Raw genomic sequence first — 22,088 nt, 5'->3', positions numbered from 1 at the left:
TCTACCGTGGACTCTCGTGGACACCGACGCCTCGACAGACACCGCTCCCTTCCCGCGTCTCCTGCCGTGGCTGCTGCTGGTCGGGGGGATGATCGGGCTGCTGGCCTCGTTCGTGCTGACCGTCGAGAAGCTCGAACTCGCCGCGGACTCCACGTACACCCCGTCGTGCAGCATCAGCGACGTCCTCGACTGCGGATCGGTCATGGCGACGAGCCAGGCCGCCGTGTTCGGATTCCCCAATTCGCTGCTCGGCGTCACCGGCTTCGCGATCGTCACCGCCACCGGGGCCGGGTTGCTCGCCGGCGCCCGGTTCGCCCGCTGGTACTGGCTCGGCCTGCAGATCGGGGTGACCGCCGCGGTCGTGTTCGTGCACTGGCTGATCGCGCAGAGCATCTTCGTCATCGACGCCCTGTGCCCGTACTGCATGGTGGTGTGGGCGGTGACCGTCCCGATCTTCTGGTACGTCACGCTGCGGAACCTGCACCGCGGCACCTTCTCGAGGCCCGTCGCGGCGGAGGTGGTCGCCGCGAAGGGGAACCACCTCGTCCCGCTGATCGTCTGGTACGTGGCCGTCGCGGTGCTGATCTGGCAGCACTTCTACCTCTGACGCGCCCCCGTCGCATCCGTTGTGCGGCCGGTCGGGTGCCCGTACCGTGTGGGGATGCGCCTGACCGCGGTGCTCGGCGCCCTCGCCGTCCTCGGCGGGGCGGTGACCGCTGCGCCGACGGCGTCGGCGGCACCGGAGTTGGGGTGCGCGTGGCAGTTCATGTCGAACGCCACCAGCCTGAACGTCGCGTTCCCCGACGCCAACGCCACCTACTGGGTGCTGCCGTACACCCTGTTCGACGGCGACCGCATCACCCTGTCCGGCTGGTACCCGTACGCCCGGTACATGTCGCTGAACACGTACGGCACCGACTTCGACACCGTCGACACGTTGCGCGACAACGAGATCCAGCCCGACGAGGGCAGCACGAACCCGTTCACCGACCCGACGGCCACCGATGCGCCCCCGGACCGTCGCCGCTGGCACGCCACCGTCACCACCGGACCCGCCGACCACGGCCGCAACGAGATCGCCGCGCTGCCCACCGCTGCGGGCGCTGGGCGACTTCCGGCCGGATTCCTCATCATCCGGGTGTACGTCCCCGACGACGCGTCCTCACCCGCAGGCGGGGTGCCGTTGCCGCAGGTGAGCCTGACCCGCGGTGACCGGACCGTCGACGTCACCACCTGCAGCGCCCCGTTCGACCCGGCTGCAGTCACCGGCGGTCCACTCGGGTCGGCGGCCGAATCGGCCTTCGACTCGGTCATCGCGTCCGCCGCGGCCGCCGCGTTCCCCGGCGACACCCCTGAGGCCACGTTCGTCGACCCGGCCAGCACCTCGGGCCTGTTCCCGAACGGCGACAACAAGTACATCGGTGCCGCACTCAGCCACCAGCCCGGACGGATCGTCGTCGTCCGGGGCCGCGCCCCGACGTTCCCCGACACCCGCGCCGGAGTGCCCGTCACCGCACCGGGAACGCAGGTGCGGTACTGGTCGATGTGCCAGAACGACCTCGTCTCGCCGTATCCGGTGGTGGCGTGCGCCGCGGACTTCCAGACCGCGGTGGACGACTCGGGGTACTACACCTACGTGATCGGCACCGACGAGGACGTCCCCGATACCGCCGTCGCCGATCCGACGGTGACCGTGCTGCCATGGGGATCGACGGACGTGGCGCGGAAGGTGCTGTTCCTGCGGCACATGCTGCCGAGCCCGCAGTTCTATCCGCAGTCGGTGCAGGCGTCCCAGGCCGACGGCGTCGACCCGGCCGTCTCGATGGGAGAGTACTACCCGAGGGCCGCGTACTGCGCCACGGACACCTACCGGACGGGCGGATACCGGGCCTGTTTCGAGTGACCGGTCCACCGCGACCGACGAATGGAGGGGAGGACCATGGCCGACGCGATCGTGATCGAAGGCCTCGTCAAGAGGTACGGCGACGTCACCGCACTGGACGGCATCGACCTCACCGTCCCGGCGGGGACGGTGACGGCACTGCTCGGGCCCAACGGGGCCGGCAAGACCACCACCGTCCGGGTGCTGACCACGCTGCTCATCCCCGACGGCGGCACCGCCCGCGTCGACGGCCTCGACGTCGTCGCCGACGCCGCGCAGCTGCGGTCGCGGATCGGGGCGTCCGGCCAGTACGCGGCCGTCGACGAGTACCTGACCGGGTTCGAGAATCTCGAAATGGTCGGCAGGCTCTACCACCTGGGAACGAAACACAGCCGGGCGCGCGCCCGGGAACTGCTCGACCAGTTCGACCTCACCGACGCGGCGGACCGCCCCGTCAAGGGCTACTCCGGTGGCATGCGGCGGCGACTCGATCTGGCCGGGGCATTGGTCGCGACCCCGCCGGTGCTGTTCCTCGACGAGCCGACCACCGGCCTCGATCCCCGCGCCCGTATAGGGCTGTGGAAGGTCATCGACGACCTCGTCGCGCAGGGCACCACCCTGCTGCTCACGACGCAGTACATGGACGAGGCCGAGCGGCTCGCCGATCGGATCGCCGTCATCGACCGCGGCACCGTCATCGCCCGCGGTACCGCCGACGAACTCAAGAATCTCGTGGGCGGCGAACGCATCGAACTCGGGCTCGTCGACGACGCCCGCCTGGCGGACCTGCGGGTCGAGCTCCACCCGGTCGCGGTCGGCGAGATCCAGGTCGAATCCGCCACCGGGAAGGTGGTCGTCCCGGTCGACGACGGCGCGGATTCCCTCGCCGCGGCCCTGGCCAGGCTGTCCGCGGCCGGGATCGCAGTCACCGACATCGCCCTCCGCAAGCCGACCCTCGACGACGTGTTCCTGTCGCTGACGGGGCACGAGGCGCAGGCCGAGGAGGAGGGCGACGACCGCCGCGACAGGACGGCCGTCGACGACACGGCAGGGGGAGCGCGGTGAACGCGATGCAGATGGTGGCGTCCGACGGACTGACCATCGCGAAACGCAACGTCATCAAGATCAAACGAGTGCCCGACCTGATCGTCTTCACCGTCCTGTCGCCGATCATGTTCGTGCTGCTGTTCGCCTTCGTCTTCGGCAGCGCCATCGAGATCCCCGGCATCTCGTATCGCGAGTACCTCATCGCCGGCGTGTTCACGCAGACCGTCATCTTCGGTGCGACCTGGACCGGACTCGGCATGGTCGAGGACCTGCAGAAGGGGATCATCGACCGGTTCCGGTCCCTGCCGATGGCGCCGTCCGCGGTCCTGATCGGCCGCACCTCCACCGACGTGATCATCAACGTCATCAGCCTGGTGGTGATGTCGCTGACCGGCCTCGCGATCGGGTGGCGCATCCACTCGTCCGTCCTCGAGGCCGCCGCCGGCTACGCGCTGATGCTGCTGTTCGCGTACGCGCTGTCGTGGGTGATGGCGGTCGTCGGGATGTGGGTGCGCACCCCCGAGGTGTTCAACAACGCCAGCTTCATGGTGATCTTCCCGCTGTCGTTCATCGCGAACACCTTCGTCGACCCGTCGTCGATGCCGACGGTGCTGCGGGTGATCGCCGAGTGGAATCCGGTGTCCGCGTTGACGCAGGCGGTGCGAAACCTGTTCGGCAACACGAACCCGCAGATGCCGCCGCCGGAGGCGTGGCCGCTGCAGAACCCGATCCTGGCGTCGCTGCTGTGGATCGCGTTGATGCTGATCGTGTTCGTGCCGTTCGCGATCCACCGCTACAAGAAGGCCGTGAGCCGCTGATCGCCTCGGGCCCCCGGTCAGGTGAGGGGCAGCTGCGCGAAGGGCTGACCCGTCGGCTGCGTGGATCCGCCGGGAGGCTCGACGGTGAACGCGAGCGCGGTGGCGCCGCTGATCCCGTTCAGCACCGCCGTCGTGGACGGGGCGACCGCGGTCGCGTCCATGGTGCCCGCGGACACCATGTCGTCGGACTCTCCGACCAGCCACATCTGGTACACCGTGCCCGGCGCCGGCGGCGTGACGTTGTTCATCACGAGGACTCCGGCGTCGGCGTCCTTCGAGTACACGACCGTCGCGGTGCCGCCGCCCTCGATCGCACCCGACGAGGTGCGGACGTCGTCGGCCGCGAGCACCTGCTCCGCGGTCGGCGCCGGTTCGTCGGTGAGCAGTCGGGTCGCGACCACGCCGCCGCCGACGGCGATCACGACGGCCGCCGCCGCGGCGAGCACCACCGTCCGCAGCCGGCGCCGGGAGCGCCTGGCGGCCAGGTCGATCGGCGGGGAGCCAGCGTCCGGGCGGTCCGCGGCGATCGCCGCGAGGATGCCGGACCGCAGCCGCTCCGGCGGTTCCGTCGCCGTCGCCGCGGACAGCTCGGCCATCGTCTCGCGGGCCTCGCGGACGCGGCGGGTGAACTCGGCGGACTCGGTTGCGGACGCCGCCGCCACGGCCGCGTCGACCTGTCCGCGTTCGGCGTCGGTGAGCGCGTCGAGGGCGTACACCTCGGCGAGGTCGAGGCGGTCGCCGTCGGAGAGGGTCGGATCGGTCATCACTGCTCACCCCCAAGGCACTGGCGCAGACGGAGCAGCCCGTCCCGGATCCTGGACTTCACGGTCGGCAGGGTGGCCGAAAGCTGTTCGGACACTTCCCTATACGTCAAGCCACGGTAGTAGGCGAGTTCCACGGACTGACGTTGCAGGTCGGTGAGGGTCCCGAGGCACCGCACCACCAGGTTCCGGTCCTCCCGGCGGGTGACCTCCTCGGAGACACTGTCGAAGGGGGAGTCGACGGACGCGGCCTGGTACCGCGACTCCCGGTCCGACCCGGCCTGCTCGGCGCGCACCCGGTCCACCGCCCGCCGGTGCGCGAGGGTGATCACCCACGACAACGCCGACCCCTGCGTCTCGTCGAAACTCGCGGCGGTACGCCACACCTGCAGGAACACCTCCTGCGTGGCCTCCTCGCTGTATCCCGGATCGCGCAGCACCCGCAGCACCATCCCGTACACGCGGGCGCGGGTCAGGTCGTAGAAGCGGGCGAACGCGTCCTCGTCGCGATCGGAGACGCGCCGAAGCAGTGCCGCGAGGGTGTCGGTGTCACCGCTCACGCCGGTCATGCGTCCTGTCCGCTCATCGGACGGAAGCCTATAGGCGCGTGTCGGGACGCTCAACACGCCCACCCGGCCGTCCCGCGCCGGCACGGCGATCACCGTCGTGGTGGCCGCGGGACGAAGAACGCGACCCGCCGCTGATAGTCGCGGTAGCCGGGCCGCGTGGCCATCGACTTCTCCAGCAGCCGCGCACCCGTCGCCCACACCAGGAAGTACGTCATCAGCACCGGGGAGGCCGCGGTGAGCACACCGGGCCACACCGACGCGCAGATCAGCCACACGCCCCACCACACGCACGCGTCCCCGAAGTAGTTGGGATGCCGCGTCCACGCCCACAGTCCGCGGTCCATGATGCGGCCCCGGTTGGCCGAGTCGCGGGTGAACCGGAGCATCTGCCGGTCACCCACCGCTTCGAACGTCACGCCCGCCGCCCACAACACCACTCCGACCCAGACCGCGACCGCGCCCACGCCACGGGCCGGACCGAGTACCGCCGACACCTGCAGGGGCAGCGACACGAACCACTGCGCGGCGCCCTGCGTCGCGAACACCCGCAGCACGATCGTCGCCGTCGACGCGCCCCCGGCCCGCTCCAGCAGATCCTCGTAGCGGGGGTCCTCGCCCTTGCCCGCCGACTTGCGGTGCATGTGGGCGCTCAACCGCACACCCCACACCGCGACCAGCGCGAACAGCAACCAGCGGCGGCCGGCGTCACCGTCGCCGAGGACCGCCGCGACCAGGGCGACGAGGACGAACCCGATGCCCCACGCGACGTCGACCACGTTGACGCGGCCGATGCGCCGGCCCACCGCGAACGCGCCCGCCTGCACCACCGCGAGAGCGGCCAGGGACGCCGCCGACACGGCAAGGAAGGTCGCCGCGGCACTCATCGCGCACCGTCCTTCGTCAGGACGAACTGCTGGACGTCGAGGTACCCGGACCGGAACCCGGCCTCCGAGTACGCGAGGTAGAACTCCCACATCCGCCGGAACGTGGCGTCGAACCCCAACTCCGCCACCGTGTCCGCGTGCGCGACGAACCGCTCACGCCACAACCGCAGGGTGTCCGCGTAGTCGTGGCCGAAGCCGAACCGCTCCACCGTTCGCAGTGCGGTGCCTCGGGCGGCGCCCTCCAGCGCCTCGGTGGACGGCAGCAGCCCCCCGGGAAAGATGTACTTGTGGATCCAGGTGTAGGTGCCGCGGGACGCCCGCATCCGCGCGTCCGGCATGGTGATCGACTGCAACGCCACCCGGCCGCCGGGAGACAGCAGCCGGTCGATCGTCGCGAAGTACGTTCCCCAGTACTCGAATCCGACCGCCTCGATCATCTCCACCGACACCACCGCGTCGTACTCGCCGCGCACTGCGCGGTAGTCGAGCAGGTCGATCCGGACCCGGTCCGCGAGCCCGGCGTCGGAGACCCGGCGGCGCGCCCACTCCTGCTGCTCCGCCGACAACGTCACCGACCGCACCGTCGCGCCGCGCCGCGCCGCCCGGACGGCGAGTTCGCCCCAACCGGTACCGATCTCGAGCAGCCGCGTCCCGGGCCCGACCGCAGCCGCGTCGAGCAACCGGTCGATCTTGCGATGCTGCGCCCCCGGCAGCGTCTCCCACGTCGCCCGGATGTCACCGAACAGGGCACTCGAGTAGGTCATCGTGTCGTCCAGGAACAGCGCGAACAGCTCGTTCGACAGGTCGTAGTGCCGGGAGATGTTGGAGCGGGTGTTCTCCTCCGAATTGCGTTCCGTCACCGGCTGACCAGGCAGCACCAGCGGCCGCAGCACCTGCAGCGCCCGCGGCACCAGGGCCGGCGCCGCCGCCGCGAACGGGGTCAGGACGGCCGCCGGGTCCGGGGTGTCCCAGTCACCGGCCATGTACGCCTCGCCGAAGCCGACCAGCCCGGCCGCGGCGACCCGGCGCGCGAACACGCCGGGGCGGTGCACCACCATCCCCGGTGATCCGGGACCGCCGGCACCGACGACGGTGCCGTCCGGGTACTCCACCCGCACGTCGAGGCGCGACGCCGCCCGGCGGAACAGACGATCCGCGATCAGGGCACCCCACCGGGCGCGCGGTCCTGCCGGGACCTGCGCGACGTCGGGCCATCGTGTGGGGTCCGGTGTCGCGTCGATGCCGTGGGTGTGGGTGATGGTCATCGGCTGGCCTCCAACTGCTGGGACGGGACGGTTCGGCGGGGGACGACGGGCAGGCCGCGCAGCCACAGCACGACACCCTGGATGCGGATGCGCGCGGCCACCAGCTGCGGCGCCAGCGGGACCCGGAGCACCGCGCCCGCCACCCGGACGGTGGTCACGGGGGTGCGTTTGCCGTGCATCGACGCGACGAACGGGCGGTGGCCGTCGCGGTGCAGGGTCACCGACACCGCGAGCTGCGTACCCGGTTCCGGCACCTGCAACGTGTACCGGCCCTCGACCGGGTTGAACGGCGACACGTAGAACACCTTCTCGGTCTCGACACGCCCGTCGGCGTCGGGGAACAGCACGTACGGGTGCCTGCCGCCGTACGTGTTGTGCACCTCGGCGACCACGCACCGGACGGCGCCGGTGTCGTCGTGGCACCAGTACAGGCTGAGCGGGTTGAACACGTAGCCGAACGCCCGCGGCGCGAGCAGAGCCGTGACCCGCCACCCGGTCGGGTCCACGCCGGCGTCGGCGAGGACCTCGTCGAGCCCGGCCCGCAGCGACGGTTCGCCGGCGAAGTGGTCCCGCCCGTCGAAGCGGGCGAAGGGCCGCAACCACACCGGCAATCGCGGCAGGTCGTCGAGGTCGACGAACCAGCTGAGACCGCGATAGGTGAACGCGTGCCGCAGCGGCGTGCGCCGGACGTGCCGGATCCGGGTGCGGTACAGCGCGGGCGCCGTCACGACGACACCCCCACCAGATGCGTCGCCCCGACCCGCCGCGCCGCGCGCAGCCCCGACGCGGCACCGTCCTCGTGGAAACCCCACCCGTGGTAGGCGCCCGCGAACGCGACGACGTCGTCGTCGAGTTCCGGCAGGCGCCGCTGCGCCGCCACCGATTGCGGGGTGTACTGCGGATGTTCGTAGGTCATCTCGGCGATGACGGTGGCCGGGTCGATGCGGTCCCCGCCGCCGAGGGTGACGAGGAACCGGCGGTCGGGCACGTCCAGCCGCATCAGCCTGCTCATGTCGTAGGTGACGACGACACCCGCCGCCTCCTCTCGGGGGATCAGGTAGTTCCACGACGCGCGCGCCGCGGCGGCGCGGGGCACCAGCGACGAATCGGTGTGCAGCCGGGCCACGTTCGTCGAGTAGGGGATCGCGCCCAGCACCGCCGACTCGGCCGCCGTCGGGTAGTCGAGCAGCCGCAGCGCCTGCTGCGGGTGCACCGCGACCACCGCGGCGTCGAAACGGCGACGGTGCCCGCCCGCCGTCAGCCACACACCGTCGGTGCGGCGTTCGAGCCGCTGCACCGGGCACCCGGTGCGTACCTCGTCGACGGTGGCGGCGATCCGTTCGACATAGCGGGCCGACCCGCCGGTGACGGTCCGCCACTCCGGCGACCCGAACACGGTGAGCATGCCGTGGTGGTCGAGGAACGTCAGCAGGTACCGCGCCGGATACCGCAGCGCGAGCGCGGGATCGCACGACCACACCGCCGCGACCAGCGGGGTCATGAAGTGGTCGGTGAAGTACCGGGAGAACCGCAGCCGGTCCAGGAACGCACCGAGGGTCTCCTCGTCGCCGTGCACGGCGGAGTCGAGCAGTGTCCGCGCCGCCCGATGGAACCGCAGCACCTCCCCGAGCATCACCAGGTGTCTGCCGCGGGTCAGCATGCGTGCGGTCGGGAACAGTCCCGACAGGCCCTTCGCGCCCGCGTACTCGATCCCGGTCGCCTCCGCCCGCACCGACATCGACATGTCCGTCGGCTGCGTCGGCACGCCGACCTCGTCGAACAGTGCGCACAGCGTCGGGTAGGTGCGGTCGTTGTGGACGATGAAACCGCTGTCCACCCGCACCTGCCGTCCGCCGCCGAGGTCGACGTCGTGGGTGTGGGCGTGCCCGCCGAGCCGGTCGTCGGCCTCGAACAGGGTCACCCGGTCCCGTTTCGCCAACACGTACGCCGCGGTCAGGCCCGCGACGCCGCTGCCGATCACGGCGACGGAACGGCCCGGCGGCGCTGAAGAAGTCGTCATGACCGGTGTTCGGTGCCGTCGCACCCCCGGATGGGTGGGTTCCGCCGAATCCCGGAAGCGCCGACCCATCCGGGCCGGGACCGGCTCCGAACACCGGGCGACACATCCCCGACACGAGAAGGAGCAGCACTGTGCGCACGACCGGGAGACTCGCCAGGATCCTCGCCCTCGGAGCCGCCGCGCCGGCACTCGCCGGTGCCATGGCACTGTCGCCCGCGGTCACCGCGGGCGCCCAGCCGTGGACACCGCTCACCCCGGTCGAACGGGTCGACCTGCCGCGCTATCTCGGGACCTGGCATCAGCTCGCCGCCAACCCGGCACCGTTCAACCTCGACTGCGTCCGCGACACCACCGCCCGCTACGACCTGATCGACGACCGCGACGTGCGGGTGGAGAACACCTGCACCACCGTCACCGGCGACCGCCGCGGCATCGTCGGCAACGCCCGCGTCAACGGGCCCGCCGAACTGCACGTCTCGTTCCCCTCGGTGCCGGGCCAGGATTCACCCGACGGTCCGAGCAACTACCTCGTCGCGCACGTCGCCGACGACTACTCGTGGGCACTCGTCGGCGATCCCAGCCGGCTGTCGGGCTTCGTGCTGTCCCGGACCCCGGCCGTCGACGCGGCCCGCTGGCAGGAGATCCGGCGCGTCGTCGAAGCGAACGGCTACAACTCGTGCCTGATGCTCACGTCCCCGACCACCGGCGGACTGCCCGACATCCGCCCCCTCTGCACCGTCTGACGCCGGACCCGTGCGCGGATTCGGTAGTTCCCACTACGGAATCCGCGCACAGGTTGCGAAGCCGTTCAACCGTTTTACCGTTCCCTCCGGTGAACTGTCGCTACGTTGGTGACACCCGACAGCACCCCGCACCGCCCGAAGGGAATGACGATGCAGTTCAACCTCGCGGACGTCTTCGACACCGTCGCCTCCGCCGTCCCCGACCGTGTCGCACTGACCTACGAGGGTGTGAACTTCACGTACGCCGAACTCGACGCCGAGGCGAACCGGACCGCGCACCTGCTGGCCGGCGCGGGGATCCAGCCGGGGGAACACGTCGCGCTGTTCCTGAAGAACAGCGTCGAACACGTCACCAGCATCCTCGGTTCCGTCAAGATCCGGGCGGTGCCGATCAACGTCAACTACCGGTACACGCACGCCGAACTTGAGTACCTGTTCACCAACTCCGACGCCGTCGCGGTCGTCGTCGAACTGCCCGAACACCAACGTGCCCTCGCCGACCTGCTCGACGTCTGCCCGCTGATCCGGACGGTGTTCGTCGTGGGGGAGACCACCGACGAACTCCGCACCGCCGCCGCGGCCCGGGAAGTCACGGTCACCGCCTTCGCGGAGGCGCGGACGCTGCCCACCAGTGGGGAGTTCGCCCCCCGCTCCGGCGACGACCTGTACGTCCTCTACACCGGCGGCACCACCGGATACCCCAAGGGTGTCATGTGGCGTCAGGACGACTTCTTCCGCAAGCCGCTGTCCGGCGGCAACCCGTACGGTGACGACCCGCGGCGCGACCTCGCCGAGGTCGCCGCCGCCGCGAAGGAGTTCCCCGAGTTCGCATTCCTCATCGCCGCGCCCCTCATGCACGGTGCCGCGCTGTACTCGCTGTTCACCTTCTTCACCCTCGGCGCCCGCGTCGTCCTCAAACGCGACTTCACACCGAAGGAGGTCGTCGAGTCCATCGAGAAGGACCGCGTCCAGGTGATCCTCATCGTCGGTGACGGCATGGGACTGCCGCTGGTCGACGAGATGGAACGACGCCAGGGCGAGATCGACTTCGGTTCCCTGTTCTCCATCACCTCCGGTGGCGCGATCTGGTCCGTCGGCGTGCGGGACCGGATGCTCGCGGTGAAGCCGGACCTGGTGCTGCGGGACAACTTCGGCGCCTCCGAGTCCGGCAACGACGGCGCCTTCACCGTCGACGAGGCGGGCAACCTGCGGATGCCGCCGTCGCCGAACATGATCGTCGTCGACGAGGCCCTGGAGACGATCGCACCGGGAACCGACGAGATCGGCTACATCGCCCGCATCGGCAACATCCCCCTCGGCTACTACCGGGACGAGGACAAGTCCGCCCGCACGTTCCCCGTCCGCGCCGACGGCACCCGACTGTCGGTGCTCGGCGACATGGGCCGGGTGGAGGCCGACGGCACCATCGTCTTCCTCGGCCGCGGATCGCAGTGCATCAACACCGGCGGCGAGAAGGTGTTCGCGGAGGAGGTCGAGGCCGCGCTGCACGCGCACCCGTCGATCTCCGACGCGCTGGTGGTGCCCAAACCCGACGAACGCATGGGACAGCAGGTCGCCGCGGTCGTCGCGGTCTACCCGGACGCGCCCGCGCCGACCCTCGAGGAGATCCAGCGGCACTGCCGAACGACCCTGGCCGGCTACAAGATCCCCCGCGCCGTCGTGCTCGTCGCCGAGGTCAAGCGCACGCCTGCCGGCAAGGCCGACTACCGCTGGGCGACATCGGTGGCCGCCTCCTAGCCGGCACCGGAGGACGGACCCGACCGACCGGCGGCACCGGCGATGTTCTCGAGCATGCCCGTGAAGATCACCCGGTGGAACGGCACCAGCGCATACCAGTAGAGGCGCCCCGCGACGCCACGTGGGAGGAAGACCGCCCGCTGCCGGATCCGCGTGCCGCCGGTCGGCAGGCCCGTCAACCGCCATTCGAGCCACGCGCCGCCGGGGGCACGCATCTCCGCCCGCAGCCGCAGCAGCTCGGGCCGGTCGATCCTCTCGACGCGCCAGAAGTCCAGCGCGTCACCGGTGTGCAGGGTGCGGGGGTGGCGTCTGCCCCGCACCAGACCGACACCGCCGACGGCGCGGTCGAGCCATCCCCGCACCGCCCACGCCAACGGGAACGAGTACCAGCCGTTCTCGCCGCCGATCGCCTCGACCACCGACCACACCGACGCCGGGTCGCTGGCGGCGTCGAAGTCGCGTTCGTCGACGAACGCCGTCGCGCCCGCCCAGTCCGGGTCCGACGGCAGCGGATCCGCGGGTGCGGACGACGCGTTCGCCCACGTCGTCTCCACCTCACCGCGCTCGATGCGGCGCAGCGCCAGCCGGACCGCCTCCCGGTACCCGGTCAGCCCTCCGGGCGGGGGCGGGATCAGCTCGTCCACGGCGTGGTCGTGCATCACGGCGTCGGTGCCGACCGACTCGATCAGGGCCCGCCCCAGACTTGGCGGGATCGGTGTCACCAACCCGATCCACAGCCCGGCGAGCCGCGGCGTCAACACCGGCAACACGACGATGCGCCGCCGCCGCAGTCCCGCCACTTCCGCGTACACCTGCATCATCTCGCCGTACCGCAGGATGTCGGGACCGCCGATGTCGACGATCCGGCTCCGCGGCAGCCGCGCGGTGACCGCGCCGACGAGATAGTGCAGCACGTCCCGCACCGCGATCGGCTGGATCCGGTTGTTCACCCACCGCGGGGTCGTCATCACCGGCAACCGATTGCTCAGGTGGCGGATCATCTCGAAGGACGCCGACCCCGATCCGATCACCACCCCGGCCTGCAGCACCAGCGTCGGAACCGCCGACTCGGACAGGACACGACCCACCGCGGCCCGCGACCTCAGGTGCGGCGACAACGCCCCGGTCTCCGGATGCAGCCCACCGAGATACACGATCCGGCCGACACCCGCGTCCTCGGCCGCGGTGGCGACATTGCGGGCGCAACGCTGCTCGACGTCCTCGAATGCGCCGCGCCCACCCATCGAATGCGCCAGGTAGTAGACGACGTCGACGTCACCGCACGCGCGCCGCACCGACGCGGCGTCGTCGAGGTCGCCGCGCACCACCTCGACGTCCCGCGCCCACGGCACGTCCCGCAGCTTGTCGGGGGTGCGGGCCAGGACCCGGACCCGGTACCCCGACTCGACGAGCAGCGGCACCAGCCGGCCCCCGACGTAACCGGTGGCGCCCGTGACCAGGATGTGCCGCGGCTCGGTCACGGTGTGGCCGCGATGTGTCCGAGCTGGTGACGCAGCGACTCCTCCAGGCTCGCGCGGCGGAAACGGTGCCCGGCGTCGACCAGCGCGGTGGGCGTCACCCGCTGACTCGCGGTCGCCAGCTCACGGGCCCCCTGCTCGCCGAGCAGCAGCCGCGGACCGAGATCGGGGACCGGGAGCAGCGCGGGCCGGCGCAGCACGAACGCCAGCGTGCGTGCGTACTCCGAAGCCTGGACGGGGGTCGGCGCGACCGCGTTCACCGCACCCGACAGCGCCGGATCGGTGAGCGCCCGCCCGTACACGTCGATCAGGTCGTCGACGTCGATCCACGACAGCCACTGGGTGCCCGACCCCAGCCGGCCGCCGAGCCCCGCCCCGAACAGCGGACGCATCAGGCGCAGGGTGCCCCCGCGTGGCGTCTGCACGATCCCGGTCCGCACCCGCACCACCCGCAGTCCCGCGTCGGCGGCGGGCGCCGTGGCGTCCTCCCACTCGGCGACCACGTCGGCCAGGAACCCGTCACCGCGATCGGCGGTCTCGGCGAGCGGTTCGTCGCCGCGGTCGTAGCCGTAGATGCCGATCGCGGACGCGGACACGAACACCCGCGGCCCACCGCGGGTGTTCGCCGCGACCGCGGCGAGCCGCCGCGTCGGCTCGATGCGGCTGTCCCGGATCGCGGCCCGGTGCCCGTCGGTGAACCGGCCCGCGATCGACGCACCGGCGAGGTGCACCACTGCGTCGACCTCGACGAGCAGGTCCGCGGCCGGGTCCTCCGGATTCCACTGCCTCTCGTCGGCAGTGCGGGGTGACCGGCGCACCAGCCGCACCACCCGGTGGCCGCCCGTGGTCAGGTACGCCGCCAGCGCGGTCCCCACCAGACCGGACGCGCCGGTGACCGCGACGGTCGACGGGCGCGCACCACGCTCCCGTGCCTCGCGGTGCGCCGCCAGGTCGTCGGCGCACTGTCGGTGCCGGTATCGGAACATCTGCCGCAGCAACGCTGCCGGGGCGGGCGTCTCGACGCGGTCGGTGATGCGGGTGAATTCGGCGGCGTCGCCCGCGTCCGCCGCCACCTCGGTGAAGGTGTGCTCGTGCCGCCACGGCAGCGACACACCCACCCGAGGCCACACCGGGCCGACCCGGTCGATCCGATCGACGAAACGACGCGGCGGGTCGTATCCGGCGGGGTCGTGCGCGGCGACCCACCGCACCCCGCCGGGCAGCGACACCACCGCGTGCCCGTCGGCCAGCGAATGCGACTCCGCCACCACCCCCACCGGCTGCCACGGCGGCAGCAGACGCTGCAACGCACCAGGGCTGGCATGCCAGTCGAACACCTCTCGGATCGAGGCGGGCACGGTGGACGAGTACTCGATTCCCATCTCCGACTCCTTCGCGGGGGCCTGACTCGACTGTACGGAGCGCAGCCGCCGGCCTCAGCCCACGACCGTCAGCAACACCGAGCCGACACCGATCGCCGACAGCGCCACCGCCACGGTGAGGGGGACACCGAACCGCACGAACGTCGCGGTCGAGTACCCGCCCGGACGCAGCACCATCAGGTTCGACTGGTGGCTGTACGGGTTGAGGAAGGTGAACGAGATGCACGTCCCGATCAACGTCAACAGCACCACGGGATCCAGCCCGGCGACCGCCGCGACCTCGAGCGCGATCGGGGTCAGGATCGCGGCCGCCGCGGCGTTGGTCACCGCGTTCGTCAGCAGCGTCGTCCCGATCACGAAGACCAGGACCACCAGCAGCGCGGTGTCACCCGCCAACGACACCACCGCATCGGAGATGTGACCGCCCAGACCGCTCTGCACGACGATCGTCCCGAGCCCCACCGATCCGGCGATGATCGCCAGGATGTTCCAGTTCAGCGCCCGCACCGCCGATCGCGGGGTGAGGACACCGGTGAACACCATGAGCACCGCCCCCGCCACGGCGCACAGTTCGACCGCCGCGATCCCGAACGACGCCGACACGATCGTGCCGACGAGGACGGCGACGGCGATCCACGTCTTCGCCGTCTGCGGCGCCGTGCCGGACAGCTCCCGCCACATCGCCACGAGCGAGTTCTCGGCCAGCGCGTCCGCGGACGCTGCGGTCACCAGGCACAGCTCGCCCGGCTCGGCGGGCGCGTCCCGCAAGAGGCGGGTCGTCTGCGCCGCGACGACCGCGATGTCCTCGCCCTCCTCGAGGTCCCGCACCGTCTTCTGCTCGTTCGTGGCGATCGTGACCAGGAACAGGCGTTGCGGCGCGAGACCGAATCGCGGATTCGCCCACAGGGTGCGCACCCCGGTCTCCGTCGCCCGGTACACCAGGGTGTCGCCCGCCTCCAGCGGCGTCGCCGCATCGAGGGGGTCACCCCAGCGCCGGATCTCGACGAGCTCGAACTCCGCGGTGGAGTCCACCCCGATCTCGGCCGCCGTCCGCCCGGTCGCGAGGGCGCGCGGAGCGATCGGGATCTCTGCCTGCCACGAGAGGTCCCGGTCCTGCACCTGCGGCCGACGGCCCAGCATCCTCGGCGCCGCCACCATGAGCACCACCCAGCCGACCAGCGCCACCGGGACCGCGACCGGCACGAACGAGAACATCGTCAACTGCACACCGGCCGGTTCCGCGAGGCCCGCGATCACCAGATTCGAGCTCGTGCCGATCAGCGTCGCCGACCCCGCCAGCGTCGTCGCGTGCGCGATCGGCAGCAACAGCCCGCGCGCCGGAATCCCGTTCCGCTGCTGCAATTCCTTCGCCGCCGGAATCAACATGGCCACGATCGGGGTCGTGTTGATGAGCGCGGACACCACCCCCACCGCAGGGATCAGCCTGCCCAGCGCCTGCCCCGCGGTCCGAACCCCCGACAACAGCGCGTGCGTCAACCGGGAGACCGCACCCGTCCGCAGCACTCCCTTCGCGATGACCAGCATCGCGGCGATGGTGATGACGCCGCTGTTGCTCAGGCCGGCGAACAACTCGGCGGGAGTCGCGATCCCCACCACGCCCGCGACCACCAGCGCCGTCGTCAACGCCAGCACCGCGGGCACCGCCCCGGTCGTCATCACCACCAGGGTCACCACCACGATCACCGCTGCGACAACCGCCATACGACCGATCGTGTCAACTCGCACGGCGATCCGCGCGACGTGACACTCCGGGATCAGCGAATCCGGGCGTACCGGTCCAGCGCGACCTGCCGCTCGTGGGCGTGGTCGACGATCGGTTCCGGGTAGCCCGGCGGCGGACCGTCCGGGAGGCGGTGCACCCGCTTACCCGGCACCGACCGCAACTCCGGCACCCAGCGCCGCACGTAGTCGCCTTCGGGATCGAACTTCTCACCCTGCACGGTCGGGTTGAACACCCGGAAGTACGGGGCGGCGTCGGTACCGCAGCCCGCGGTCCACTGCCAGCCGTGCTGATTGGACGCCAGGTCCCCGTCGACGAGATACCGCATGAAGTGCCGTGCGCCGCGCCACCACGGGAGGTGCAGGTCCTTCGTCAGGAACGACGCGACGATCATCCGGACCCGGTTGTGCATCCAGCCCTCGCCGAGCAGCTGCCGCATCCCGGCGTCGACGATCGGGAACCCGGTGCGGCCCTCCGCCCACGCCTCGAACGCCCGGTCCGCGTCCGGACCCGAGTCGTGCACGATAGCGTCGAAGCGGTCGTTGTAGTTGCCGCGCGCCGTGTCCGGGCGGTGGTGCAGGACGTCGGCGTAGAAGTCCCGCCACGCGAGTTCGCTGCGCAGCGTCGCGGCACCGTCGTCGCTGCGACCGGCAATGTCCCGCAACATCGTTCGCGGATGGATGCACCCGAATTTCAGGTACGGCGACATCCGGCTCGTCGCGTCGAGATCGGGGCGGTCACGGCCGTCCGCGTAGCCGGCGAGCTCATCCTCCTGGAACTCGTGCCAGCGCCGCAGTGCGGCCGCCTCCCCGGCCGGGGGCAGCGCGGGGCCTTCGACCGCGGCGGTCGGGATCGGCACCCGGGCCTTCGATCCACGAGGATCCACCCAGGTGACCGTGCCGGCGCTCGTCGCGGCCGGGGCCCGCCAGCCGTGGTCGAGCCAGGCCTTCCGGAACGGGGTGAACACCCGGTACGGGGTTCCGTCCGACTTCACGATCCGTCCGGGGGACACCGCGTACGGCGATCCCGACCGAACCAGTGGCACCGCATCGAGCGCCGCCTCGACCGCCGTGTCACGGCGGGCTCCGTAGGGGCCGTGGTCCGCGCTGACGTGCACGGAGACGGCACCGAACTCGGTGGCCACTGCGGGCACCACGACAACCGGGTCGCCGCGCACGACGAGCAGGCGACCGTCGAGATCGTCGTCGAGGGCGCGGAGACACTCGAACAGGAACCGTCGTCGCGGCCCACCCGACGGGCCCAGCAGCGCGTCGTCGAGCACGAACATCGCGACCGCTGCTGTCGCGTCGTCGGACGCCGCCAGCAACATCGGCAGGTCGTGCAGGCGCAGATCCCGGCGGAACCACACCAGCGTGGGTCTGGTCATCCGTCCATTGTCGCTGGCGCCGCGCCCACCCCATGCAACCGCGACTCGCGCACGGCGAGCAGCGAACTCGCGCCCCCGGACCATGCGTGCAGCAGATGCGCGGCGAGCCTGCCTTCGAGCAGCTCCGTGGCCTGGATCCCGAACACCACGTCGGCCGCCAGCTCCGGTTCCGCGTCCAACAGGCCGCCGACCACATCACGGCGCAACACCTGCTCGTGCACCGCGTCGGCTTCCACGTGCTCGGCGTAGAACCGCACACACTCCGCCGGCGCCGACATCCGCTCGAGCGCGGCGACCAGCGCCTTGGCGCTCGGCGGTGTCGTCGCCTCGGCGGTCGCGAAGTGTCCGACGAGTGCCCCCCGCAGGCCGCGGTGCAGTCCGAACAACGACACCAGGTTCACCGTCGCGAGGGTCTCCGGCGGTACGTCGTCGAGATACCCGAGATAGCTGCTGTCCAGTTCGGCGGCGCGCAACAGATCGGAGAACAGGCGCGAGTGCATACGCTCGCCGTCACCGCCCCCGAACTCGTCGAACTCGACAGCGACAAACGCCGCCTTCGGCGGGCCGTGCAGCCGCGGGATCGCCCACGCCAGCGGATCGGCCTCCTTCAGGTGGTAGATGGACCGGTGCGCGAAGTACTCCCGCATCTGGTCCCAGGACCCGTGGTCACGCAGGTACGCCGCGACCGATCCCTCGCCGGCCTCGGCGACCGAGACCGCGTCCAACTCGGCATCGGCATCACTGCCTCCCGCAACCTCGGCCCGCAGACACCGCAGGAACCGGCGCTCCATGTCGCCCCGTAACCGGATCAGTTCAGGGTCCCACTCCCAGTCCGGGTCGACGCCGACGAACCCGCGGTAGTGGAGCTCGTAACACACGTGCAGCGCCAACTGCAGATCACCACCCAGCGGGTCCGCATGGCCGAGGCCGGAATCCGCCCGCATCGAGCCCGCTGAGCCGTCGGCGAGGGTCGCGATCACCCGGCACGACACCGGGCCGCGGGGCATCGGCAGGGGCCGGGCCCGGACATCAACGCCCGTGGTCATACAGCACCTCCAGGTCGGCGACAGGGAGTTGGACGGCGAGGTCGAACCGCTGCGGGGTGCGCTCGGCGTCAGTGGTTGCGAAGCGCACTGATCAGCTTCGACTTGGTCATCGACGAGTAGCCCGTCAATCCGATCTCCTTCGCCCGCTTCCGCAACTCGGGAACAGTGCGGTCCTCGTACGACTCGCCGTGCCCGCCCTTGCGTCCGACACTGCTGCGGCCACGCGCAGCGGCGGCATTGGATATCCGCGCAGCCTTCTCCTTCGAGTCGCCCTTCTTGCGTAGTTCTTCGTACATCTCCTGATCCTTCAGGTGCGGATCCGAGCTGTTCTTCGGCATCGGCGTTTCTCCTCACTCGTCGAGCGGGTTCTCTCTCGCCTACCCAAAGCACTGGGACGGCAAACATGGATCGGAAGGCCGTGACGCGGAACGTCTCGAGGTTCGGGTCCGAAGGCAGCCTCGCCCGTCGTCGGTTGCCCCGACAGGCGCCACGCCGGACGGCCTGCACGGGGCTGCGCCTCCAGTGCAGGTACTGGGCTACTTCTTCGCCCCGGCCGCCTTCTTCGGTGAGGTCTTCTTCTCCGAGGCCTTCCGGGCCGCGCCGGACTTCTCGGGAGATGCCTTCTTCGACGATGTCTTCCCAGGCGGACTCTTCGTCGACGACGCCTTCCTGGGCGACGTCTTCGTGGGCCGCGACGTCGACGACGTGGACCCGCGAGACGCCTCGATGCTGTTCGAGAGTGCCTCCAGCAGACTCGTGACCTCGTCGTCGGCAGTGACCGCTGCCGAAGGCGGTGTCGTCGTGTCCCCGCCCTCGATCCTGGTGCGCACCAATTCCTTCAAGGCCTTCTGGTACTCGTCCCGGTAGGCGTCGGCGTCGAAGACGGGTTCGGCCATCGTCTCGATGAGCTGCGCCGCCATCTTCATCTCCTTCGCACTGACCTGCGGCGGATCGGCACGCAGGAAGTCGAAGTCGGGGGTGCGTACCTGCTCCGGCCACAGCATCGTCTCGACGACGATGTCGTCCCGGTACACCCGCAGCAGCGCCAACGACTCCCGTTGGCGGATGGCGATCTTCGTCACCGCGACCTGTCCCGCCTTGCTCATCGCGTCCCGCAGCATCACGAACGGTTTGACCGCCGACTTCTCCGGCTCGAGGAAGTACGTGCGGTCGAAGTGGATGGGATCGACGGATTCGATGGGAACGAAGGCGAGCACCTGGACTGTGTGTGCACTCGGCAACGGCAGTTCGGCGAGATCCTCGTCGGTCAGGACCACCATCTGGCCGTCGGCGGTCTCGTATCCCTTCCCGATCTCGTCGTAGGGCACCTCGGAGTCCTCGGCGGCGCAGAAGCGACGGTGCTGGATCCGCGATCCGTCCGGAATGTGGACCTGGTGGAACGACAGGCTCTGATCCTGCGTGGCCGCGAACAGGCGCACCGGGATCGCGACCAAGCCGAAGGTGACCGTCCCCTTCCACATCGACCGCATTCTCGTTCGCCTCCTCCGACACAAAGCGCCGCCTGTACCTCTTTCCCAGTCTTGCCGCACTTCAAACGGCGCGGCGCAGTCGAGGCGATCACTGGACCCTTCGGTGTCTGCGTGGTAGACCGGAACTTGGTTGAGAAAGCAGCCTTCCCTCGGGTCGAGACGGCCTGAGAGTTGCATCGACAGAAAGTCGGCTCACCATGAACCATGTCGTATCTGCGCCGCTCGAAGTCGTTCCTTCTCGTCGGCATGCAGGGATGATCGCCCTGGTGTCCGCATGCCCCGTAGGCGTGACCACCGCGGTCGTCACGACGTCGCCGGTCCTGTCCGTCCTCGTCGCAGCGGGCACGGCAACGTGTGTCGCCGTCGCAGGGCTCATGATCTAGCAATACCGCGCAAAGGCATGTGATTACTCATCGATTCGAGCGGAGACCCGAGAAGGAGTTTCCGACCCTCACGAAGAACGCCCGCGAAGAAGGTGTGGAGGCAACCGAAATGGCCACACACAACCCCGAAGACCTTCCCATCGACCCGGTCCACACCAACCGGGAACACCCGGGAGAGGCGATTGACGACTCCCGTAACTGGCCGGGATACGGTCTCGTGCTACTCGGCATCGCGACGATGGGAATGACCCTCGTCGCCGCGGGCTACGGGTTCGCCGGCTGGGCCACCCTGGGCGCCATCCTGTGTGTGACGTTCTTCGTGGTCGGCGCGAGCATCGTCCTTGCCGAGCACGCCCACGTCAAGCATGTCGAGGGACGGCGACTGACGAGCCAACTCGGCCATTGACCCGTCGCGCTGCATGCCGCCCGGTCCCACGTGACACCATCGGACCGTGACCGCACGACCGGGATCCGACCAACGCCTGCGTGACCTCGCCCTGCTGCGGCGCGTCCGTGACCGCATCGACCGCGACTACGCGCAGCCACTCGACGTGGAAGCCCTCGCTCGCGACGTGAACATGTCCGCGGGCCACCTGAGCAGGCAGTTCCGGCTCGCGTACGGCGAGGCGCCCTACAGCTACCTGATGACCCGCCGCATCGAACGGGCGATGGCCCTGCTCCGCCGCGGCGACCTCAGCGTCACCGACGTCTGCTTCGAGGTCGGCTGCTCCTCGCTCGGCACCTTCAGCACCCGCTTCACCGAACTCGTCGGCGTGCCGCCGAGCACGTACCGGCGTGAGGCCGCGCAGGCAACGGCCGGGATGCCGTCGTGTGTCGCCAAACAGGTCACCCGACCGATCAGGAATCGAGAAGCGACCGCTCCGCACAGCCCCTAGCGTGGATTCCATGAAACTCACCATCCACTCCAGCTTCCTTCCGCAGAACGACCCCGACGCCGCCCTCGCGTTCTACCGCGACACTCTCGGCTTCGAGGTCCGCAACGACGTCGGCTACAACGGCCTGCGCTGGCTGACCGTCGGCCCGGCCGGCCAGCCCGAGACGTCGATCGTCCTGTATCCGCCGGAGGCCAGCCCCGGCGTCACCGACGACGAACGCCGCCTCATCGGCGAGATGATGGCGAAGGGCACCTACGGCAGCCTCCTGCTCGCCACCCCCGACCTCGACGGCACCTTCGAGAAACTGGCCGCCGGTGACACCGAGGTGATCCAGGAACCGACAGACCAGCCGTACGGCGTCCGCGACTGCGCGGTCCGTGATCCCGCGGGCAACATGATCCGGATCCAGCAGGCGAGTTGAACGACGCGGCCGTCACTCGACGGCCGTGACCCACCGAATCGGACATACTCGATGGCGGCGATGCCCTTCGGCGGGCACCGCCGCCGCGGGGAGCGCACCCATGCATCGAACGGAGAC

22 protein-coding genes are annotated in these 22,088 nt (G+C 70.5%); 9 read left to right on the top strand and 13 right to left on the bottom strand.

Annotation, left to right across the window (positions count from 1 at the left end):
* Positions 1-16: 16 nt before the first annotated feature.
* The 4 genes from ACFSJG_RS15650 to ACFSJG_RS15635 are packed head-to-tail and all read left to right on the top strand — an operon-like array spanning position 17 to position 3,747.
* Complete coding sequence (locus tag ACFSJG_RS15650) at positions 17-607, top strand: vitamin K epoxide reductase family protein (protein WP_378486153.1); 591 nt, start codon at positions 17-19, stop codon at positions 605-607.
* Positions 608-661: 54 nt separating this feature from the next.
* Complete coding sequence (locus ACFSJG_RS15645) at positions 662-1,903, top strand: hypothetical protein (protein WP_378486152.1); 1,242 nt, start codon at positions 662-664, stop codon at positions 1,901-1,903.
* Between the two features lie 36 nt (positions 1,904-1,939).
* Positions 1,940-2,947 (top strand): ATP-binding cassette domain-containing protein, encoded by a 1,008-nt coding sequence (locus ACFSJG_RS15640; protein WP_378486151.1) that lies wholly within the window; start codon positions 1,940-1,942, stop codon positions 2,945-2,947.
* A 5-nt stretch (positions 2,948-2,952) separates the two neighbouring features.
* Positions 2,953-3,747, top strand: coding sequence for an ABC transporter permease (locus ACFSJG_RS15635; RefSeq protein ID WP_378486445.1), 795 nt, complete (start codon positions 2,953-2,955; stop codon positions 3,745-3,747).
* Between the two features lie 17 nt (positions 3,748-3,764).
* Here ACFSJG_RS15635 and ACFSJG_RS15630 read toward each other — a convergent pair whose 3' ends face one another.
* From ACFSJG_RS15630 to ACFSJG_RS15605, 6 genes are all read right to left on the bottom strand, one after another.
* Positions 3,765-4,511, bottom strand: coding sequence for an anti-sigma factor (locus ACFSJG_RS15630; protein ID WP_378486150.1), 747 nt, complete (start codon positions 4,509-4,511; stop codon positions 3,765-3,767).
* Positions 4,511-5,077, bottom strand: a complete 567-nt coding sequence (locus ACFSJG_RS15625) for a sigma-70 family RNA polymerase sigma factor (RefSeq protein ID WP_378486149.1) — start codon at positions 5,075-5,077, stop codon at positions 4,511-4,513. The genes ACFSJG_RS15630 and ACFSJG_RS15625 overlap by 1 nt, the downstream gene beginning before the upstream one ends.
* Before the next feature lie 89 nt (positions 5,078-5,166).
* Positions 5,167-5,961, bottom strand: coding sequence for a DUF1295 domain-containing protein (locus tag ACFSJG_RS15620; protein WP_378486148.1), 795 nt, complete (start codon positions 5,959-5,961; stop codon positions 5,167-5,169).
* A complete protein-coding gene (locus ACFSJG_RS15615; protein WP_378486147.1) occupies positions 5,958-7,226 on the bottom strand; it encodes a class I SAM-dependent methyltransferase in 1,269 nt (422 codons plus the stop codon). Before ACFSJG_RS15615 ends, ACFSJG_RS15620 begins: the two co-directional genes overlap by 4 nt.
* The gene (locus tag ACFSJG_RS15610; protein WP_378486146.1) at positions 7,223-7,954 is read right to left on the bottom strand and encodes a DUF1365 domain-containing protein; all 732 of its coding nucleotides are present in this window, start codon (positions 7,952-7,954) and stop codon (positions 7,223-7,225) included. The genes ACFSJG_RS15615 and ACFSJG_RS15610 overlap by 4 nt, the downstream gene beginning before the upstream one ends.
* A complete protein-coding gene (locus tag ACFSJG_RS15605) occupies positions 7,951-9,246 on the bottom strand; it encodes an NAD(P)/FAD-dependent oxidoreductase (protein ID WP_378486145.1) in 1,296 nt (431 codons plus the stop codon). The genes ACFSJG_RS15610 and ACFSJG_RS15605 overlap by 4 nt, the downstream gene beginning before the upstream one ends.
* Before the next feature lie 131 nt (positions 9,247-9,377).
* On the opposite strand from ACFSJG_RS15605, the gene ACFSJG_RS15600 reads away from it, so the two are divergent.
* Complete coding sequence (locus tag ACFSJG_RS15600; protein WP_378486144.1) at positions 9,378-9,989, top strand: lipocalin family protein; 612 nt, start codon at positions 9,378-9,380, stop codon at positions 9,987-9,989.
* Between the two features lie 150 nt (positions 9,990-10,139).
* Positions 10,140-11,747 (top strand): AMP-binding protein, encoded by a 1,608-nt coding sequence (locus ACFSJG_RS15595; protein ID WP_378486143.1) that lies wholly within the window; start codon positions 10,140-10,142, stop codon positions 11,745-11,747.
* On the opposite strand, the gene ACFSJG_RS15590 is transcribed toward ACFSJG_RS15595, so the two are convergent.
* The 7 genes from ACFSJG_RS15590 to ku form a co-directional block, all read right to left on the bottom strand.
* Positions 11,744-13,228 (bottom strand): SDR family oxidoreductase, encoded by a 1,485-nt coding sequence (locus ACFSJG_RS15590; protein WP_378486142.1) that lies wholly within the window; start codon positions 13,226-13,228, stop codon positions 11,744-11,746. The two genes, ACFSJG_RS15595 and ACFSJG_RS15590, sit on opposite strands and share 4 nt — an antisense overlap.
* Positions 13,225-14,607, bottom strand: coding sequence for a TIGR01777 family oxidoreductase (locus ACFSJG_RS15585; protein WP_378486141.1), 1,383 nt, complete (start codon positions 14,605-14,607; stop codon positions 13,225-13,227). The genes ACFSJG_RS15590 and ACFSJG_RS15585 overlap by 4 nt, the downstream gene beginning before the upstream one ends.
* A gap of 54 nt (positions 14,608-14,661) precedes the next feature.
* Positions 14,662-16,329, bottom strand: coding sequence for an SLC13 family permease (locus ACFSJG_RS15580; RefSeq protein WP_378486140.1), 1,668 nt, complete (start codon positions 16,327-16,329; stop codon positions 14,662-14,664).
* Between the two features lie 53 nt (positions 16,330-16,382).
* A complete protein-coding gene (locus tag ACFSJG_RS15575) occupies positions 16,383-17,735 on the bottom strand; it encodes a cryptochrome/photolyase family protein (RefSeq protein ID WP_378486139.1) in 1,353 nt (450 codons plus the stop codon).
* Entirely contained in the window at positions 17,732-18,781 is a 1,050-nt protein-coding gene (locus tag ACFSJG_RS15570) for an iron-containing redox enzyme family protein (protein ID WP_378486138.1), read from the bottom strand. The genes ACFSJG_RS15575 and ACFSJG_RS15570 overlap by 4 nt, the downstream gene beginning before the upstream one ends.
* Positions 18,782-18,849: 68 nt before the next feature.
* Positions 18,850-19,119 (bottom strand): DUF7218 family protein, encoded by a 270-nt coding sequence (locus ACFSJG_RS15565; RefSeq protein ID WP_378486137.1) that lies wholly within the window; start codon positions 19,117-19,119, stop codon positions 18,850-18,852.
* 198 nt (positions 19,120-19,317) lie between these two features.
* A complete protein-coding gene (ku, locus tag ACFSJG_RS15560; RefSeq protein WP_378486136.1) occupies positions 19,318-20,262 on the bottom strand; it encodes a non-homologous end joining protein Ku in 945 nt (314 codons plus the stop codon).
* A 501-nt stretch (positions 20,263-20,763) separates the two neighbouring features.
* On the opposite strand from ku, the gene ACFSJG_RS15555 reads away from it, so the two are divergent.
* Genes ACFSJG_RS15555 through ACFSJG_RS15545 form a run of 3 tightly spaced genes read left to right on the top strand, consistent with a single transcriptional unit; the run spans position 20,764 to position 21,971 of the window.
* Positions 20,764-21,060, top strand: a complete 297-nt coding sequence (locus ACFSJG_RS15555; protein WP_378486135.1) for a hypothetical protein — start codon at positions 20,764-20,766, stop codon at positions 21,058-21,060.
* A 46-nt stretch (positions 21,061-21,106) separates the two neighbouring features.
* Entirely contained in the window at positions 21,107-21,550 is a 444-nt protein-coding gene (locus ACFSJG_RS15550; protein ID WP_378486134.1) for a helix-turn-helix transcriptional regulator, read from the top strand.
* A 10-nt stretch (positions 21,551-21,560) separates the two neighbouring features.
* Complete coding sequence (locus ACFSJG_RS15545; protein WP_378486133.1) at positions 21,561-21,971, top strand: VOC family protein; 411 nt, start codon at positions 21,561-21,563, stop codon at positions 21,969-21,971.
* The last annotated feature ends 117 nt before the right edge of the window (positions 21,972-22,088 follow it).

This window comes from Rhodococcus gannanensis (genome assembly GCF_042681175.1).
GTDB lineage: Bacteria > Actinomycetota > Actinomycetes > Mycobacteriales > Mycobacteriaceae > Rhodococcus_G > Rhodococcus_G gannanensis.
Note: the sequence above shows the minus strand (reverse complement) of the source record. Positions and strands in the feature narration are given on the sequence as shown.